The 18,547-nt window shown below is 49.8% G+C and carries 19 protein-coding genes; 10 read left to right on the forward strand and 9 right to left on the reverse strand.

Annotation, left to right across the window (positions count from 1 at the left end; all coding sequences use genetic code 11):
• Window positions 1–118 precede the first annotated feature (118 nt).
• Window positions 119–649: a GNAT family N-acetyltransferase gene (locus tag CBE73_RS04620; protein WP_094093210.1), complete on the forward strand. Its 531-nt coding sequence runs from the start codon at window positions 119–121 to the stop codon at window positions 647–649.
• 525 nt (window positions 650–1,174) lie between these two features.
• Here CBE73_RS04620 and CBE73_RS04630 read toward each other — a convergent pair.
• The 5 genes from CBE73_RS04630 to CBE73_RS04650 all read right to left on the reverse strand — a co-directional run bounded on the left by CBE73_RS04630 (window position 1,175) and on the right by CBE73_RS04650 (window position 4,985).
• Window positions 1,175–1,993 (reverse strand): hypothetical protein, encoded by an 819-nt coding sequence (locus CBE73_RS04630; RefSeq protein ID WP_094093211.1) that lies wholly within the window; start codon window positions 1,991–1,993, stop codon window positions 1,175–1,177.
• A gap of 28 nt (window positions 1,994–2,021) precedes the next feature.
• Entirely contained in the window at window positions 2,022–2,513 is a 492-nt protein-coding gene (locus CBE73_RS04635; RefSeq protein ID WP_094093212.1) for an NUDIX hydrolase, read from the reverse strand.
• Between the two features lie 5 nt (window positions 2,514–2,518).
• Window positions 2,519–3,163, reverse strand: coding sequence for a Type 1 glutamine amidotransferase-like domain-containing protein (locus tag CBE73_RS04640; RefSeq protein WP_094093213.1), 645 nt, complete (start codon window positions 3,161–3,163; stop codon window positions 2,519–2,521).
• Between the two features lie 58 nt (window positions 3,164–3,221).
• Complete coding sequence (locus tag CBE73_RS04645) at window positions 3,222–3,833, reverse strand: hypothetical protein (protein WP_094093214.1); 612 nt, start codon at window positions 3,831–3,833, stop codon at window positions 3,222–3,224.
• A gap of 174 nt (window positions 3,834–4,007) precedes the next feature.
• Window positions 4,008–4,985, reverse strand: coding sequence for a DMT family transporter (locus CBE73_RS04650; RefSeq protein WP_094093215.1), 978 nt, complete (start codon window positions 4,983–4,985; stop codon window positions 4,008–4,010).
• Window positions 4,986–5,171: 186 nt separating this feature from the next.
• Between CBE73_RS04650 and CBE73_RS04655 the strand changes: the two genes are divergently transcribed.
• From CBE73_RS04655 to CBE73_RS04690, 8 genes are all read left to right on the forward strand, one after another.
• Window positions 5,172–6,020: a TrmB family transcriptional regulator gene (locus tag CBE73_RS04655; RefSeq protein WP_094093216.1), complete on the forward strand. Its 849-nt coding sequence runs from the start codon at window positions 5,172–5,174 to the stop codon at window positions 6,018–6,020.
• Between the two features lie 193 nt (window positions 6,021–6,213).
• Window positions 6,214–6,561, forward strand: coding sequence for a DUF2294 domain-containing protein (locus CBE73_RS04660; protein ID WP_068695706.1), 348 nt, complete (start codon window positions 6,214–6,216; stop codon window positions 6,559–6,561).
• Between the two features lie 275 nt (window positions 6,562–6,836).
• Window positions 6,837–7,931, forward strand: coding sequence for an ABC transporter substrate-binding protein (locus CBE73_RS04665; protein ID WP_094093217.1), 1,095 nt, complete (start codon window positions 6,837–6,839; stop codon window positions 7,929–7,931).
• 125 nt (window positions 7,932–8,056) lie between these two features.
• Complete coding sequence (locus CBE73_RS04670) at window positions 8,057–8,998, forward strand: nucleoside hydrolase (RefSeq protein WP_094093218.1); 942 nt, start codon at window positions 8,057–8,059, stop codon at window positions 8,996–8,998.
• Window positions 8,999–9,016: 18 nt separating this feature from the next.
• Window positions 9,017–9,838 (forward strand): ABC transporter permease, encoded by an 822-nt coding sequence (locus CBE73_RS04675; RefSeq protein ID WP_094093219.1) that lies wholly within the window; start codon window positions 9,017–9,019, stop codon window positions 9,836–9,838.
• Between the two features lie 6 nt (window positions 9,839–9,844).
• A complete protein-coding gene (locus CBE73_RS04680; RefSeq protein ID WP_094093220.1) occupies window positions 9,845–10,633 on the forward strand; it encodes an ABC transporter permease in 789 nt (262 codons plus the stop codon).
• A gap of 15 nt (window positions 10,634–10,648) precedes the next feature.
• Window positions 10,649–11,713 (forward strand): ABC transporter ATP-binding protein, encoded by a 1,065-nt coding sequence (locus CBE73_RS04685; protein WP_094093221.1) that lies wholly within the window; start codon window positions 10,649–10,651, stop codon window positions 11,711–11,713.
• A 19-nt stretch (window positions 11,714–11,732) separates the two neighbouring features.
• Window positions 11,733–13,442, forward strand: coding sequence for an adenine deaminase C-terminal domain-containing protein (locus tag CBE73_RS04690; protein WP_094093222.1), 1,710 nt, complete (start codon window positions 11,733–11,735; stop codon window positions 13,440–13,442).
• 113 nt (window positions 13,443–13,555) lie between these two features.
• Here CBE73_RS04690 and CBE73_RS04695 read toward each other — a convergent pair whose 3' ends face one another.
• On the reverse strand, window positions 13,556–14,542 hold the full coding sequence (locus CBE73_RS04695) for a helix-turn-helix transcriptional regulator (RefSeq protein WP_094093223.1): 987 nt from the start codon (window positions 14,540–14,542) through the stop codon (window positions 13,556–13,558).
• 121 nt (window positions 14,543–14,663) lie between these two features.
• Here CBE73_RS04695 and CBE73_RS04700 point away from each other — a divergent pair, with 121 nt between their 5' ends.
• Window positions 14,664–15,146, forward strand: a complete 483-nt coding sequence (locus CBE73_RS04700; protein WP_094093224.1) for a DinB family protein — start codon at window positions 14,664–14,666, stop codon at window positions 15,144–15,146.
• Window positions 15,147–15,226: 80 nt separating this feature from the next.
• Here CBE73_RS04700 and CBE73_RS04705 read toward each other — a convergent pair whose 3' ends face one another.
• The 3 genes from CBE73_RS04705 to CBE73_RS04715 are packed head-to-tail and all read right to left on the reverse strand — an operon-like array spanning window position 15,227 to window position 18,455.
• Window positions 15,227–16,378, reverse strand: coding sequence for an ABC transporter permease (locus CBE73_RS04705; RefSeq protein WP_094093225.1), 1,152 nt, complete (start codon window positions 16,376–16,378; stop codon window positions 15,227–15,229).
• Between the two features lie 2 nt (window positions 16,379–16,380).
• Window positions 16,381–17,502 carry an ABC transporter permease gene (locus CBE73_RS04710; protein ID WP_094093226.1) on the reverse strand — a complete coding sequence of 374 codons (1,122 nt, stop codon included), beginning with the start codon at window positions 17,500–17,502 and terminating at the stop codon, window positions 16,381–16,383.
• Between the two features lie 11 nt (window positions 17,503–17,513).
• Window positions 17,514–18,455, reverse strand: coding sequence for an ABC transporter ATP-binding protein (locus CBE73_RS04715; RefSeq protein WP_094093227.1), 942 nt, complete (start codon window positions 18,453–18,455; stop codon window positions 17,514–17,516).
• Window positions 18,456–18,547: the final 92 nt, after the last annotated feature.

Genomic DNA, 18,547 nt, shown 5'->3' on the forward strand with positions numbered 1-18,547 from the left:
GTTCGGCCAGCAAAATTTAGGCCTAAGCACCACTGTCATTCTATCACGGGATCAGCTTGCTACCAAAAGGATATTGAGTATAATACAGTAAAAGAAAATCCCCTTAAGGAGAGCCAACATGACAGAAAATGTCCGTTTAGTGCAGCCATCGATGGAATTAAGAGATGAATATTTAAAGTTCTATCAGGAATGGATCGATAGTGGAGAAAACATGGTTCCTTGGGTGATCAGTCAAGACCCGTCGGATTTCCAGGGCATGCTGCATTTTTTAACCAACAATGAGAAGGACGAACAGCCGGACCAAAGGGTTCCGGATTCCACGTTTTGGCTGATCACCGAGGATCGCAAAGTCGTTGGAGCAGTTAACATCCGGCATAGACTCAATGAACGGCTTTTGAATTGCGGCGGTCATATTGGGTACGGCATCCGACCTTCTGAAAGAAGAAAAGGGTACGCAGCCAAGCTATTGGCCTTATCTTTGGAGAAAACCCGTGCATTGGGAATAGATAAAGTTCTGGTTGTTTGTGATGAGTGGAATATCGCCTCCGCAAGAACGATTCTAAAGAACGGCGGAAGACCGGACACGAAGTTTGTTGAAGAAGACGGCAATGTTGTCCTTCGGTTCTGGATCGACAACGGCACGCGGTGAAGGGGTGTGTCGCCCTTCTTTTTGATAACAGCTATTTCCTTAGAAGCCTAGAAGAAGTCAGCTCGTTTTGTTTTTATCGAAATATACCCAGCAATAATACACTACCCAGAACACAACTACGGTAAGTAAGGCATAGGGCCTGTGAGGTAAATAGATCGCTAACAGGATTCCCGTTATCAAGAAAGGCGGAAGAAGTATCCAATATTTTTTATTACGCATCTAAAGATCCGCCTCCCCTGCTTTCCAGCCCGTTTCCTGAGACCAAAGATGTGCTTGGCTTAAAATATCCCATACAATCGGTCCTTTGCCTTCCACGTATTTAATCCGATCAAGTTGATATAAGTTCATTAATCTCGAAATAACAAGGACATCTGCTCGGAAAAACTTCCCGTTTCCCTTACGTGGACATGGGTTCTACGGTTCCCTGGCGTTTCACGAAACTGACGCCCGACTTCAATGAATCTTTCTCTCCATATAGGGTCATAGGCGGATATTTTCCAAGTAGTATCCATATTTCCCCTCCCTTCAATCTTGAATATACTCAGGACTTAATCTATTTAACTCGTTAACCTCATCCCGTGAAAAATCCACGACTTCTTCTGCTTTGCTCGCTTTAAGATCATATCGGTACAACTTATAATGATCAGAGGGACTTTCACTGACATAATCCAAAACCTCACCGCTGATTTGCCACAAGACATGGGCCGTCGAAATTAAGAGTGTAGGAGAAGAAACAAGAGAAAGTGATTTCTGGTCTACATCGTAAATCGCAATATTGCTTAAACTTGTGTCACCGTAAGCTACCGCAAGCTGGTGGTTTGACGGAGACCAGTTGTAAGCGGATATCGTTTCTACATACCTATTGGTTTTGGCTTCCAGCTCAGCATTTAGATCCACGGCTTCTCCATTAGCAAGGTTAACAACCATGATCTGTGAACCAGCTCCAGTAAACAAACTAACAGCCATAAATTGCTGGTCGCCTGATAAGGAAACAGAATTAATCTGGTGCACCTTGATTTTAAGCGTAAGTTGGAATTTCTGATCTCCGTTCTTAACCGTAATTCCCCCTAAATAATTGGAATCGGGACCCGGTTCTTTACTTTTCAATTTTGCAGCGATCAGACTGACGCTGCCTGACTCCCATACAAACTGCTGACTGCTACGATGAACTGTCCCCTGGCTCTTGTTGTTATAATAGAGAGAAGAAGCCATGCTGGCAGAAGGGCTGATCGACGCATTTTCATCAACCTTGCCATGGGTTGCCGCATTCGCCTCTTTTGGCGAACAAGCAGACAACACTGAAACGACCACCAGTGAAAGCACAATAAATTTGAAGAGCTTCACCAAACCCCTCCGTTCTTTTACTTTTTTCTCATGTTAGCAAGCCCTTAAACTTCAAATAATATTTAATTCCAGCTCTGTCTACATCCGAGAAACCTAACGGATCCTGCCGGAACAAATCTCTGACCTCTTTCACGTTCATCCATTTGATCTCCGAGGTGTCATCGCCTATCTCAAGTAAATTCCCCGTAGCCTGGCATCTGAAATAAAGACCTACCGAATCAACCGGCCCTTTGATAGTCTGATAAGCCGCAAAAGGTTTCAGGCATTCAACCTCAAATGCCGGGTTCATCCCGGCCGTATCTACTCTTGTTTCCACATCCTCAATTTTTGAAATATCCAACCCGGTTTCTTCTTTAACTTCTCTGATTAAAGCTTCTATTAAGGACTCGAAGGGGTCAATCCTTCCTCCTGGAAGCTCAAGCTTAAACAGAGAATCCGGCTTTGTCCTTCTTTGTAGGATGATCTCGGTTTCGTCCCCGCTAAAACGTTCAATAATGGCCCTCGAATTGACATAGAACATAGTCCTTAACCCCCTGTTACTATTCTCACCTCTCCAAACTGCTCGATCCTCTGCTGATCGACCACTACTCCGCCGCCGTCTTGGACCATATAAACAGGAACTTTCCGTTCTCTGGCATACTTATTTGCCGCATCAACGGCTTCCTCTGTGCCATCCCAATGGGGCAGGAATTCAAACGAAACTAGTCCCAAAGCCTGCAAATCTTCCGTTCTATTCCGGCTTAGATCTGCTTCCTCTCCAAATCCGGCAAGTCCAATCGTTGGAGTCATTAAGATACTGCCTGCACTTACACCGATCAATATGCCTCCGTTGGCTGCATATTTGCGCAGGGCATTAAGGATTCCCCTTCTCTTGAGCAGCTCCAGAAAATAGAAGGTATTCCCGCCGGATAAATGAATAGCGTCATAGGCAAATAGGTCTGAGAATGTCTCTTCATGAAATTCCAGATCAAGATCAATATAATCTAATTTATGTATGCCAATACCTCTGTAATACTCAGCTGTATGGCTAAAAAATCGCCTTTCCAAATCCGAACTTGACGGAATGTAACCGATGGAAGGATTTTTATTTCCCAACAGCTCCAACAATCGACGATGTAGTTCCACATTCCGATCTTCAATCAGATCGCTAAACATCACCAATTTGCTCATCCGAAACCAACTCCTTCAGGTGATCAACTTATGAAACACTCCTGACAGCAAAAATCTTCTATTTCAAGACAAACCGGCCGCCTGCATAACCGTTATCCGTTAAGTACTCCTTCATTAACCGGTTCGACACCTCAAGCGCCTCTTCCCTGTTTGCAGCTGGTCCCGCAAACATGAGGCCGTCTTCTCCGCTCCATTCCTTTTGGATCGTACCGTTTTTGGCCGTGTAGTCCCTGTACCTCAGAAACGTAACCGCGCTGAAGTCTGCACTGGCAAACAAAGCCCCGTTGCTGTAAACCTGCGGAACTGCAGTTTCGTTATTCTCAGAATACCAATACCAGAGAGGGCCATATCCCTTTTTATCAAAGGAAATGGTAGCCTCTTCACTCCCTTTCGGTACCTCAATCGTCTGATGATCAAATGTAACAGAACCTTTGAAAGTTCTTGAGCCTTTCCAGCTTCTATACAAAGTTCCTTTTAGATGAAGCGTCTCAGGCTCTAGAACCTTGCTGTTTTCAGGACCAAGCTGATAGTTGACCCCGCGAACGGCTACATCGATTGGACGGCCTATCCTACCCATGATGATATAGACGGCTCCTGCAACCAAAGCGGTAATCAGCAGGAGAAGCAAGATCAGCTTAAGTTTTTTCAAGAAATCTCCGGAAGCCGCCATGCTCCCTCCCCCTCAAAGAACAAATTCACTGCGACTCGTAAGCGTAAACAGTCACCCTCACTCCATTATACCTAATAACTGGAAATAAGACCTATCTAAATTCCACTCCCTGGCATTCGCTCTTTCCCTCAAACAAACAAAAGGCAAGAACGACAAACGCGCTCTCGCCTAATCCTATAAAGTAACCCTCCGGCTGTCAGGAATTTCGCCTTGATCCCTGCGGCTCCCAGGTTTCTTTCTCTTCTCCGTTACGCTTAAAATAACCCCGGCGAGGATAATAAATCCTCCGATCCAATCCGTTGCATGAAGTGCTTCGTGCAGGAACATCGACGAGAACAATACGCCGAACACCGGAACCAGATTAAGCAGCGCTACCGCCGTTCCGGAATGAAGTCTGCGCAGCCCGTAATTATAAAGCATAAAAGCCGCCACGGAGCAGAACAAACCCAGATAAACGATCATCCATACAGCTTGCGCATTCGGCCTGACCCACTGCTTGTGTTCAAACCAGGCAAGCGGGATAAACGAAAGAGTTCCCGATACATTTTGATAGAACGAGACGGTAACCATCGAATATTTCCCGACAACTTTGCGGGTGGAGAAATTATAAGCGGCAAATACGACTCCCGCTGCCACCAGAATTAAATTGCCTTTGACGGATTGAATGCCCCCGTCCACACTTCCTCCTGTTACGACATACACACCAGCAATCGCCGTTATGATGCCTAGGCCCTTGATCCAGGAGGTTCTGATCCGGAAAAAGATAAATTCCAACAGCAGCGTAATAGCCGGGTAAGAAGCCACGATCAAAGCGGCGCTGGAAGCCGAGGTCCAGCCCAGCCCGATATTTTCAAGCGAAAAATAAAGGGTAATTCCCAGTAGTCCGCTCAGCGCCATCCAGCCCAGATCTTTGAGCGGAGGCCAATAAAATTCTTTTCGAAGGACAAGCAGCACCCCCAATATAACGGAAGCCACGGCAAAACGAGCGGCTCCAACGGTTAGCGGAGGAAAAGACTGATAAGCCAGCTTGGTGCCAACAAATGAAGTGCTCCATAATAAAACGGCGATTACAGCCGCTGCCAGATGAAAGTTAAAGGCGGTTTTCCGCACTTTAACTGCTCGTATTTTTGCACCTTCCGTTAACCTGTTCATGAATGCTCCTCCCGTCGAACTGATCACCCGTGAATATAGTAGCTACTTTTGTAGCCACTTATATTTCAGGTATAACATTCGTTATGTGGACTGTCAAGCACAAGAAATGTAATAATGGAAGGAAATAAAATTGAACCGTCATATGTCGCAAGACGTTGGCGTACCGGGAGGCATTGAGTACAACCTATGACATCAGAAATGATCCGTATGCTCCAGGACTTGAACTTCACGGAATATGAAGCTAAAGCCTATTTGGCACTGCTCGATAAATCGCCGTTGTCGGGATACGCGATTTCTTTGAACTCGGGTGTTCCCCGCTCGAAGATTTACGAGGTGTTAAGCGGGCTTGTAGAGCGGGGCGAGATCATTGTCAGCCATGAAGAACCGGCCTTATACACCCCGCTCCCCCCTCAGGAGCTGATTCGCCTTAAGAAGAACAAGATGAAGTCTTCACTAGACGCGGCGGCGGAAGCTCTTTCCCGCTACACTCAGGCGGCTGCAAACCGTGAACAAATTTGGAATATCACCGGTTCCGAAGCCATTCTCAGCCGAACAGCGGAAGCGATTGGACGTGCCGGCGAAAGGGTGCTGCTCGAGATTTGGACTGAAGAGGCCAAAATGCTGGAACCAGAGTTAAGGCAAGCGGCTGCACGGGGAGTAGAAATTCTGATCGTGGTTTACGGGGAGCTTGATTTCGACTTTGCCCAGGTATTCCCTCATGATTCAAGTGAAGAGGTCACTTGGGAATACGGGGGACGCTGGATCGTGGCCAGTATGGACGACCGTGAAGTGATCGCGGGCATCGTCTCCCTTGGCACCGACAGCCGGGCTGCCTGGACGGTGCACCCCGCTTTGGTGATGCCGATCACGGAGGTTATTATCCATGACTTGTATATCTTCGAGCTGCTGCGGGCTCATCGTCCGACCCTGGAGCAGACGTTTGGTCCCGATTTGATCAACCTGCGCAAGAAATACAACTATGGTCCGTCCGGCTTCAGGATGGCCGTCAAGCTCGGCCTGGGACCTGAGACCTGACTGCTGCTTTCACAAGTCCAGCCAACCATAAACCACAGCAGCAAAACCGTACGTTTTGACCCGTGGTTTGTAACTATGTTCGTTTTCAGGTTGATTTTTTCAAGTAAAATCGCTTAATTTTCTTGCTAGTTCGACAAAATGCTTGTATAATAACTTACGTTACAAGAAGGCGAACTAATCAGGCAGGTGGATTATGACGCTGCTGGACAGCAATGAAAGCAAGAAGAAAATGTGCCAGATTTACAATGAGATTTCGAAAGAATTGTTTGGCTTTGGAACGACCCTGCTAAGAGCTAACGTAGAAGGCAACATCGTCAGCTTCTACGCCAAGCACCGCCGTTCTCCCCGTTCTGCAGCTCTGGAAGATGAAGCGCCCGGCTTGAAGCTGGAAGTGGACTTCCATATGTCGCAGCTGTACAAACGGAAATTCCGTGAGAAGTTGGAAGAGCAGCTCGGACTGGAAATTGAGACACTCCTTCGCGATTACGATGCTGCAACCCAATGGGCGGTTACGAATGTCATTGTGCGGGAACCATCATAACTTTATAGGACGGATTTTTCTTTTTGATCTATCTTAAGGAAAGACCTCCCTTCTATTAGCGGGTTCCGCTTGACTTTGTTTACAAAGGAAAAGTGTTCTTGTCTCTACAAGAATGCTTTTCTTTTTTTATTTCTTGACTTTTTCAAGGGGGTGCATGGCCAAACTTACGGTCCAGGAGCGAACAGCCGGAGCCATACTGGAGATCTACTGGTGCGTCCGGAACTCAATCTTTGTTTCAGAAGAATAGAACTATATATCATGGAGGGTTATGAACAATGAAAAAATGGATGGGCGGACTTGCTTCCGCAACACTTGCAGCTCTACTTCTTGCCGGATGCGGCTCAAACAACGCCGCTAACACGGGCAGCAGCACTGCCGCAGAAGGCTCGGCTAACGCCAGCGCAAGCGGCGAACCAACGAAGCTGGTCATTTCTACCTGGGGATTCTCCGAGGATTTCTTCGATAAAGAGGTTTATGCACCATTTGAGAAAGAACACAATGTAAAAATCGTCGTCGAAACCGGCAACAACGCCGAACGCCTGAACAAGATCCGCCAAGGCAGCTCTGATGTGGACGTTATGTACCTGTCCGACTACTATGCGCAGCAGGCGATTAATGAAGGTTTGTTCGAGAAGATCGACCGCAGCAAAATCCCTAACCTTGAAAATATCTTCGGCATCGCGCAGGCGCCGCTCGGCCAAGACTACGGTCCGGCTTACACCGTTGGCCGCTTGGGCATCGTTTATAACCCGTCGATGGTCAAAAAAGAGGTTACGTCCTGGAGTGACCTGTGGGGTCCTGACTTCAAAAATAACCTGGCCCTGCCGAACATCACGGCAACGGCTGGTCCTATGATTTTGGATGCGGCTTCCAACGTGGCCATGCAAACCACTTTTAACGAAGATGCTGCGTTTGACAAGCTGAAAGAACTGAATCCAAGCGTTGTGAAATACTACACGCAAACCTCCGATTTCGTGAACATGTTCTCCCAGGAGGAAATTGCAGGCGGGCCGATCATGGAGTCCTATTTCAAAGATTTGAAAGCCGCGATTCCTGATGCTAAATTCGTATCCCCTAAAGAAGGCGCTTATGCCATCATGAATACGGTCAACGTGGTAAAAGGCAGCAAAAACAAAGAGCTGGCCGAGGAGTTCATTAACTGGCATCTGAGCAAAGAGGTTCAGGAAGCTTCGGCCAAAGCCAAAGTTGATTCCCCGGTGAATTCGCAGGTTCAGCTGAGTGACTCCGAAACCGAAGGCATCACTTACGGAGCGGATGTAATCAACGGTCTGGTCAAACTGGACATGAAGTTCGTTAATGACAACATCAAAGAATGGACAGACCGCTGGAACCGTGAACTGGCTCAATAAGCTTGAACCTCATTGACAGCTTGAATAACCACAATAATTGGAATAGCTGAAATACAGCCTCACCCCCGCCTGCATCCGCCGACCGCGGATGCAGGTTCTATTATCCAAACACAGGAGACCATGTTATGACCAGACGATTGATTTTGGATGTGGATACAGGTATCGACGATGCCCTGGGCATCATGCTTGCCGTCAAAAGCGGCGTTTTTCAAATCGAAGGCCTTACAACCGTAAACGGCAACGTTTCCCTTCAGCAGGCAACCCTGAACACCTGCAAAATTACAGAGTTCCTTGGAGCCTCATCTATTCCGGTCATCCCCGGAGCCGATAAACCGCTTATACGGAGGCCCGTATTTGAACACCGGGTCCATGGCAATGACGGACTGGGCGGCGCCCTGCTCAATATGCAGCCGTCCAAGCGGCCCGAAGCCGGCTTTGGGCCCGACTTTATCGTAGAGACTGTCCTCCGCCATCCCGGCGAAGTAACGCTTGTCATGACCGGGCCGCTGACCAATCTGGCGCTGGCGCTTCACAAATGCCCGGATTTGATCCACCACATGGCCGAAGTCATCTTTATGGGCGGCGTAGCCGGCGGACTCGGCAATATCACACCGACGGCGGAATACAACGCGTATGTGGATCCGGAGGCCGCCCGTGCGGTCCTGCACGCCGGTTTCCCGAAGCTGACGATGGTAGGCCTTGATGTCACCCGCAGAGCGCTGCTCCGCGCCGAAGACATCGCCAAGCTGACCAATCCTCATATTCGGGAATACGTTACGGACAGCACCTCGGCTTATTTCGACCGTTATGAAGAACGCAACGGAGTACGTGCCTGTGCTATGCATGATCCGCTGGCTGTAGCCGCGGCCATTCATCCCGAACTGGTCACCGCTAAATCTTATTACGTAGATGTGGAAACCCGCAGCGAGCTGTGCGACGGCCAAACCGTCTGCGATTTCCAGAACCGCCTCGGACGGCCCGCTAATGTGGAAGTATGTATGGACCTTAACGAGCAGGCTTTCATTCAGCTGTTTGTCGATACCTTAAACCGTCCTGAAGCAGGCTGACGGGAACAGGAGTTGGATATGAAGAAAACGTACCTTTACTGGCTGCTGCTGCCAGGTTTATTGTTTTTATCCGTATTTATGATCATTCCGATTGTGCTGACGATCGGCTCGACTTTTTTCCAGGCCGAACGCTTCACCATATCCGGTTATGTCGATTATTTCAAGGACCCTTATTTCCTGAAAATCCTGCTGACCACGCTTGAAGTCAGCGTTGCCGCGACACTGCTGAGCATTCTGCTCGGCCTGCCCGTCGCTTATTACATCTCGCAGAAAGCGCCCCGCCGCAAAGGTATCCTGCTTGCGCTGGCTATCTTCCCGCTGCTGACCAGTCCGGTCGTCCGTTCTTTCAGCTGGATGATTATTTTGGGCCGCAAAGGTCTGATCAACAATTTGCTCGTGGACATCGGGCTGATTGACAAACCTTTGACGATTCTATATACGCCTGTCGCCATGATGATCGGCATGCTACACCTGTTCCTGCCGATGATGATCATTTCACTCGTCGGTGTACTGGAGAACATTGACGGCGATTTGATGACGGCTGCGCAAAGCCTTGGCGCATCGCGGGCCAAAGCCTTTTTCAAGGTCGTGTTCCCGCTCGCCATGCCTGGCCTGATTATCGGCGGTATTCTCGTCTTCGTCGGCAGTCTGACGGCTTATACGACCCCCGCCCTGCTCGGCGGCAAACAGCGAGTGATCTCTACGTTCCTGTACCAGAACGCTATGACGCTGAACGACTGGTATTCGGCTTCCATCATCGCCACGATCATGATCGTCATTACGTTTGTTGTAGTGGGGCTCATGAATAAATGGGCAAACAAATTAAATCCGAAGGGGTAGACAACGATGCGGAATAAACAGTGGGGACTTGGTCTATTCAGTCTGCTGGTCTATCTATTTCTGCTGGGCCCGCTTCTGATTATCTCAATCACCTCCTTTGAACCCGGAACCGTGCTCAAATTTCCGCCTGACGGTTTTTCCCTGCACTGGTACCGGCATATTTTCGAAGTTCAGATGTTTCCGAAGACCTTTACAACCTCCATCATCATCTCACTGATTGGCAATTTACTGTCACTGCTGCTCGGCATCCCGGCCGCTTATGCGCTGAACCGGTTCAGCTTTAAGGGCAAGGACGCGCTTAACGCTGCTTTTCTGTCACCCGTGCTGATTCCGGGCATCGTGCTGGGCTTCACCATGCTCAAATATCTGCTCGTTACGTATCACCTGCCTCTTTATGCGGGTTTGCTTGTTGGACATACCGTCATCATGCTGCCGTTCATCATCCGGGTCGTAGGCTCCAGCTTGTCCAGCTTTGACTTCGCGATAGAAGAAGCAGCGCTCAGTCTCGGCGCGGGACCGCTCAAGACGTTCTTCAAGGTGGTTCTGCCCAACATTCGTTCCGGGATTATCGCCGCCGTGCTGATCGCATTCCTGGAGTCGTTCAACAATGTGGACATCTCCTTGTTTATGACCGGTCCGGGCGTAAGCACCCTGCCGATTCAAATGTTGACTTATGTAGAGAATTATTTCGACCCGACCATCGCGGCTATTTCCGTCCTGCTGATGGTCCTGACCGGCATTCTGATGTTCGGGATTGAAAGACTGATGGGATTGTCTTATTTTACAAAACGCTAATGGAGGCGAGACTCAATGTCGCTCTTAAGCTTGGAGCATATATCGGTTGCCTACAACAACCAGCTAGTATTAGAAGATTTTAACCTGAACATCGAACAAGGACAGCTCGTTTCCCTGCTTGGCCCAAGCGGCTGCGGCAAGACGACCACCCTGCGCCTGATCGCGGGATTTCTGGATTCCAAGGACGGCAAGTTCATGTTCGGCGGCAAGGATTATACCCGGATGCCGGTCAACAAACGCAATTTCGGCTTTGTGTTTCAAAGCTACGCCCTGTTCCCCCATCTGAGTGTCTATGAAAATGTCGCCTTCGGCCTGCGCATGCGTAAAGTAAAAGACGCAGAAGTGAAGCAGCGGGTCATGCGAATTCTCGAGGTAGTCAGCCTTATCGGCTTTGAAGACCGCTATCCGCGTGAGCTGTCCGGCGGCCAGCGCCAGCGGGTAGCCATCGCCCGCGCGCTTGTCATCGAACCGGAGCTGCTGCTGTTCGACGAACCGCTCAGCAACCTCGACGCGAATCTGCGGGTTAATATGAGGGTGGAAATCCGCCGCATCCAGCAGGAGCTTGGCATTACCACCGTTTACGTGTCCCATGATCAGGAGGAATGCTTCTCCATCTCCGACCGGGTGGCCATTATGAACAAAGGCAATATCGAGCAGCTTGATGCCCCGGCCAAAATCTTCCGCTACCCGGCCAGCGAATATGTGGCCCGCTTTATCGGCTTTCAGAACTTCCTCGAGTTCGCAAGCCGCCGCGAGGAGAATGGTGAATTCGTGCTGAACCTGGGCGGACGCGAATTCAAGGCCTCCAGAAACCCGGGCACAGCCAAGCCCAGCGGACTCAAAGGCGCGTTCCGGCCGGACGATTTGCTGCTGCTGCCGCAGAACAGCGCTTCAGACGAGCTGGACAATGTGATGCCGGGCATTATCAAAGTCAGCACATATCTCGGGCGCAGTTATCAATACGTCGTGGATACCGAATTTGGCGAGTTTACAGTCAACCAGGAAATGGACACCCCTTATCTCAGCGGACAAAGAATAAACCTTGCATTCCCTCAAGACAGAATGGTATTGGTGGATTAAGGTAGGCAGGAGCTAAATCATGAACGTACAGCAATTAATTGTGAACGCGAAGGTTTACAACAGTTACTACAAGAGATTTGATGCAGCCAATGTTGCTGTTCAGGACGGCAAATTCCTGTATATCGGGAGCCGGGGAATCGAGACGTTTGAGGCTGAGGAAGTCATTGACGCCAAAGGGCGCTGGATGATTCCGGGCCTTGTCGACATTCATTTGCACATCGAGAGCTCGATGGTGACGCCCGCTTCTTTTTCCTACGGACTCATTAAGAACGGGGTAACAACTATCGTGCCCGAACCTCATGAAATGGCCAACGTGTTTGGTCTGGAAGGCGTCAAACAGATGTTGGCGGCCAGCAAAGACTGCACGGCTGATATGTTTTACGCCATACCGAGCTCAGTTCCGGCAACCCCGATGGAGACCACAGGCGGTTCAATCGAAATTGAAGACATGGACGAGCTTCTGAGAACGGAGACGATCGCCTGCCTAGGGGAAATCATGAATTACGTCGATGTCATCCGGGACCCGGAATGCAAAACGAATCAGATTTTGCGCCACATCCGCAGCCATTATCCGGATTTGATTATCGAAGGCCATACGCCGAAGCTGCTTGATCTTGATCTGCACCAGCTGATCGCCGCCGGCATTGATTCCGACCATACCCATCAGAGCATTGAAGGCATGGAAGCCCGCATTGCAGCGGGCATGTTTATCGAAATCCAGGAGAAATCAATGACACGCGAAGTGATGGATTACCTGCTTCAGCATGATGTAGCCGAGCATTTCTGCTTTGTGACCGACGACGTCATGACCGATGCTTTCATCGAAGACGGCCATTTGAACCATATCGTCCGCAAAGCCGTTGCCTTGGGCATGAAGCCGGAGGACGCCATTTATGCCGCTACCTTTACGCCAACCCGGCGGATGAAGATGCACGACCGCGGCAGCATTGCGCCAAACAAGGTTGCCGATTTCCTGCTCGTATCGGATCTGGAGCGTCTGGTCATTGATGAGGTTTATAAAAATGGGGCCAAAGTGTTCGATCATCAAAGCGACTACGGACAAACTGCCCGCTCCGGCCAATTCCCGCCGCATTTCTACACTAGTGTCCGGCTCAGCCCGTTGTCCGAAGCCGACTTCCAGGTGAAGCTGGACACGGCGGACGGAACCCACACGGCCCGGATGATGCTGGTGAAGGACGGCTCTACTTTCACCGAGGAACGCCACGTGCCCGTTACGGTAACGGAAGGTTTGCTGGATTGGCAAAGCAGCGGTCACGGACTGATCGCAACCTTTGAACGTTACGGGAAGAACGGCAACCGCGCCTACGGCCTCATTGACGGCGATACGATCCAGCGCGGCGCCATCGCCACGACTTATTCGCATGATAACCATAATCTGCTGGTCGTCGGCCGCAATCCTTACGATATGATGGTGGCTGCCAATGCGGTCATTCAAAGCCAGGGCGGCTTCTGCGCCGCGGAGAATGGACAAATTCTGGCCATGATGGAGCTTCCGGTCGGCGGGATTCTGACCGAGGAACCACTGGAGACTGCCGGCCGCAAGGTTCAGAAGCTGCGTGCCGCAATGAAATCGCTTGGTTATAAGCACTACAATCCGATCATGTCAATCAGCACACATTCGCTGGCTGTCAGCCCAGCGCTCAAAATCACCGACTGGGGTCTGATCGACGTCAATAAAGGCCAAGTGGTTTCATTGTTGGTGGACTGAAATTTCGCGGAGCCTTAAATTCCAACAGATTCAACCTTTTCCGCCCACCTAAATAAAGACCTCTCGCACCAAAAAACCGTGCTTAGCTTTTCAGCTTGAGCACGGTTTTTTATTTATCCTTTATCCTCCTGGCGGTATACCTCCTGCACAGCAGTAAGCTGCCGCCGTATGGCTGTCACCAGCTCTTCAGGCTGGGTCACTTTCGCATCCAATCCCAATCCCAGGAAATAATTCGTAAAAAACCGAATGTCCGTCTTCAGAATCCGGCCGTCGATCCAGCCGCTCCCGTCTGCTCTGGTATAAATCTTCAGCAGCGGCCAAAGCTCGGATTCACATCTGCGGCAGCCTTCCCGGCTCAGCTCTACATAAATATCAACAAATTCGGAATTCGCGTGATGCACGCTGCCCCAGTTCTTCAGGTCAACCTGCCCTGTCTTGGGAATTTCATGCCCTGCCTTGAGAAATTCGAATTCAGGCCCATCGAGGATCTCGGCGGCGGTGATCCGATCACAGCGAAACAGGCGGTAATCTTTTCTGCTGAAACAATACGCCGGACAATACCACAACCCGCCGCTGGCATAAATACCGACCGGCAAAATCTCCCGGATCTCGGAGCCTTTCCGCCCGTCATATTCAGCACGCACCACCTGCTGCCCGATCGCTGCCTGAAGCAGCAAATTCAGATGAGGCGATTTCTGCGGCCGCTGCGGCACCTGAAAATCGACCCGATCCCGCATCACATCAATTTTGTCCCGGACATCCTGCGGCATATGCAGATAGAACTTGCTTAAAGCCGAAGAAATTTCCGTCTGAAACGGAATATCCCGATAATGCCTGAGCGCATGGCTTGCGAAAAAGACCGCCACGGCCTCCTCCTCGCTGAACGCGATTGGCGGCAGCATCCGCTCATTCAGCAGCCGGTAGCCCCCATGCGGCCCCACTTCGGAATAAAGCGGGACACCAAGCTCTCCCAGCTCCTGCAAATCCCTCAGAATGGTCCGGGATGAAACGCCGAATTCATTCGCCAGCTCCTTAACGGTAAAATGGCGCTTGCGGTGCACTGCAAGCATCAGCTCCATCAGCCGCTTTGATTTGGACATATTCCTGCTCCCTTATTTTTTTCTGCGATCATGACAATACTTGTCACTATTGTAACTTATACTTGGATACAAGCCCAGCATCTCCGGATGTCTGGCATACCAACCGAATGGAGTGTGTGGAATGACTGCTGCTCAGGAAATGAAACAATTGCTGTTTGATGAATTACAATTAATTGTTAGAACCACTGACGGCCTGATTGCCAAAATCAAACCGGAGGACTGGTCCTACCGTCCTCATGAGAACATGAGAACCTTAAAAGAACTGGCCGAACACCTGACAGCCATCCCTTCTGTGGATCTGCTCATCCTGCAGGAGTATTCGGAGTCCGACATCCGGCAGATGGAAGCCCGGTTTGCCGAGGCCGCCCCGTCTTCGTTAGGTTCATTAATGAAGCAAGGATTAGAGAAGCTTAAAGGCTACATGGAGGCTTTAGACGAAGAGGATTTTTGGCATAAAGAAACCAGACCTTTCTATATGGACCACGGTTCTACCCAGGCCAAATGGCTGGTTGAAATTGTAACCCATACCCATCACCATCGCGGCCAGCTGTTTACTTATCTGAAAATGCAGAGCTATGAAGTCAACATGTTTGATTTATATTAGAGCTGACAACCGAATCGCCCCCTGCCATGAACAAAAGCCAATCCGGCCAGCCGGATTGGCTTTGTTTGCAGAAGCGCCTTCTATACGAAGGTCCGGGTATCATTATTCCGGCTGAACCTGTAGACGGCAATGAGGCTAAAAGCGGCAGCAAAAGCCGCCATGATCAGCAAGTTCAGATAAAGATGACCAAAAGGCGTACCCGTCTGCAGGTCATTAACGGTTTCGAGCAGCCAATGCTGCGGAAGAAACGTGGCGATTTTTCGCACGCTGTCCGGCATGATGTCTACCGGGAAATAGCAGCCTGCCAGGAGACAGGTGGGCGTGATAATCAGATTCTGCAAGGCTCCGGACATGCTGGAATTTTTGGCGAATGCCACAATGACTAACGATAATCCAATTGCGGTCAGGCCATACAGGAACAGCGTAGCAACAAGTTCAGCTGTCGGGATGCCTGAATCAATGCCCAGCACGACTTTCAGTACAACCAGTGTCAGCGCAATCTGTGTCATAAGGAGAACAATATTGACTAACACGTTCGAAAGCACATACATTTTTGCTGAGACGGGAGAGGTCAACAGCCGCAGATAGGTCCGGTTTTCCTTTTCCTTCAGAATAAGATGAGTCAGATTGCAGGCTGAGAACATCATAAAGGCGATCAGAAAACCCATGGACTGGTAAGTCATATTTTTGGCCTTTGAAGTATCCTGCACGACTGCAGCATCAAGCTTAAAATGATTCTCGTTATATTCTTTATAAATTTGATCAAATAAAGCCGGATTCTGCTGGGTCGCCGCACCAATCGAAGCTACATTGACGATGTAATTCTGAAGCAGGGATTTCAGGTAAGCCGTCACCTGGGCCCCTTTAACCGAAAGTACAGTCAGTCCCTCGGGATGCCCGCTCTGCACATGCTCGGCGAAGCCGCTCTCCAGCACAATACCGGTATCCAAAGATCCGGAAGCGATTTGATCCTTCAGCGTTTCCTCCGTATTGGCGACGGTTACCTCCGCATTGTTCATGTTCAATATAAAATTCATCGTATTCTGCGTAATGGGACTGTCTCCGTCTTGATTGACAATTCCAACCCTGAGTATACTGCTGCTGCCGCCTCCGTAGATCAGCAAGCTGACCAGCACACCTGCTACCGGCAGAATAAACAGCATGATCCAGCCGGATTTCTTGCGGAGGGCAGCCGACAACGTTCGGCGTGAAAGCCACCATAATTCCTTCATATTTAGAGCGCCTCCTGTCTTCTCATATAGATGCCTGAAAGAATTAACAATACCGCGACCAGCGCCATATTAAGCGCCGCAGCCGGCAGCAAGGCAGATACCTGATCGGCATAAATGATTTGGGTTAAGGCCTGGTTGGCCCAGCGGAGCGGCGAGATCAAAGCCAAATGGCCTGAAAAATCATCTCCCACAGGGAAATAGGCACCGCCTATAAAAGAAAATACTTGAATGAGGATCACGATAAAGGTACGGCCGCCGGAAGCCTCTTTGAATAAATAGCCGCAAAACAACCCGAGGCTCACTGCAAAAGCCACCAGCGTCAGTAGAACCAGAGCCACTGCGCCGTAATGGGATCCCCAATCCGCTTGGAAGACCAGTCCGCTGAAGAGGACAACAACCATCACGCATACAAAATTAATCAGGGTGGCGCCGATCACTTTACCGGCGAAGATTTCACCCTTGCTTACCGGAGATGCGCTCAGCCGGATCGACGTTTTCCGGGAACGCTCCCCCTGGATCAGACTCGTTGATGACATGCTGGCATAAAGCGCAATCATGGTAGACATGGCAATCGCATAATAATCAATAGAGCCTGGCTGCTTTTCTTTGTTGAGTGAAGTCTCCGGAATGAAATCGCCAAATGAATCCACGCCGGTTACAATAGGCTGCACCGAAGCCGGATCAATCTTGATGGCTGCGGCGGCGAGATTATAACGATCGGCATAGACCGACAACATGCCCTGAACGATGTTATTTTCAATCTGATGCTGCGAGCTTCCATAATAGTGAATTCCGTTATCATCCAGCTCGGCATAACCGGTATAGCGGTCATCCTGAACCTCCTGTTTGCCGTCCGTACCACTGCTCCAGGCTGTCAGCTCGACACCCTCCTGCTTGAGGACATCCGAGAAAGCCTTCCAGGATTCTTTGAGCTGTGTGTTCTGGGCGTTGTCCCGGTACAGCAGCTTCATAGAATCGACAGTGGTTTCGGCTGAGAAAGCATTAGACAGCGCCGAACCAAGAATCAGGATCAGTACGATCGGGAAGGCGATCATGAATAGAAATGTCTGCTTGTTTCGGAGCTGAATCAGCAGCTCCTTGCGGGCAATACGTAATATGTTCACAGACTCCCCTCCTAATCGCGAAGATTTCTGCCGGTCAGGGTCAGAAATACGGTTTCCAGATTCGGTGCTTTCTCATCGACCGAGCGGATTTCAACGTCATTTTGAATCAGCTGCTGCAGAATCGTATTCAAATTGTTGACTTCCGTCTTGGAATGCACTCTCAGCATTTGCTCCTGCGGATCATCCAGCACCTGAGTGACCCCTGGAATTTGCCGGATACGCTCCACATCCGGAGGAAGCTCCGATTTATAGCTGATCCAGAGGTCCTTGGTATCGGTAATGCTGGATTCGAGCTGCTCCTTGGTTCCTTCGGCAATAACTTTGCCGTGATCCACGATGGCAATGCGCGTGCAGAGCTCCTCTACTTCTTCCATATAGTGGCTCGTGTAAATGATTGTACTGCCCATCTCGTTCAGCTTGCGAACCGAATTAAGGATATAATTCCGGGACTGCGGATCAATGCCGACGGTCGGTTCATCCATGATAATCAGCTTCGGCTTATGCGCAATCGCGCAGGCAATGTTCAGGCGGCGTTTCATGCCGCCCGAGAAGTTTTTGGGCAGCTCCTTGGCTCTATCAGACAACCCGACAAATTCAAGCGCCTCCATCGTGCGTTCTTTCAGTTCCTGGCCCCGCAGTCCATACAAGCCCGCAAAAAAGTGAATATTCTCATAGGCTGTCATTTCCTCATAGATCGCCAGATCCTGCGGAACGATGCCAATGTTCATTTTGGCAAATTTCCCGTGTTTGCTGATATTCTTGCCGAGCAGCAAAATTTCTCCCTTTGTTATGCGAAGCAGAGAGGAAATCATGTTGATGGTCGTGCTTTTTCCGGCGCCATTGGCTCCAAGAAAACCGAATATTTCACCCTCACGCACCTTTAAGTTCATATGATCTACAGCGACGAAATCCCCGAATTTACGGGTTAGGTCCTTAATTTCCAGCACATTCACTCCGAATCACTCCTGTACCTGTACTTGTTACTTGATATGCCTCCATCATAAGAAAAAAGGACGCCCTTATGAAGTGCATAAGTTCATCCTTT

Origin of the sequence: Paenibacillus physcomitrellae (assembly GCF_002240225.1) — a bacterium.
GTDB lineage: Bacteria > Bacillota > Bacilli > Paenibacillales > Paenibacillaceae > Fontibacillus > Fontibacillus physcomitrellae.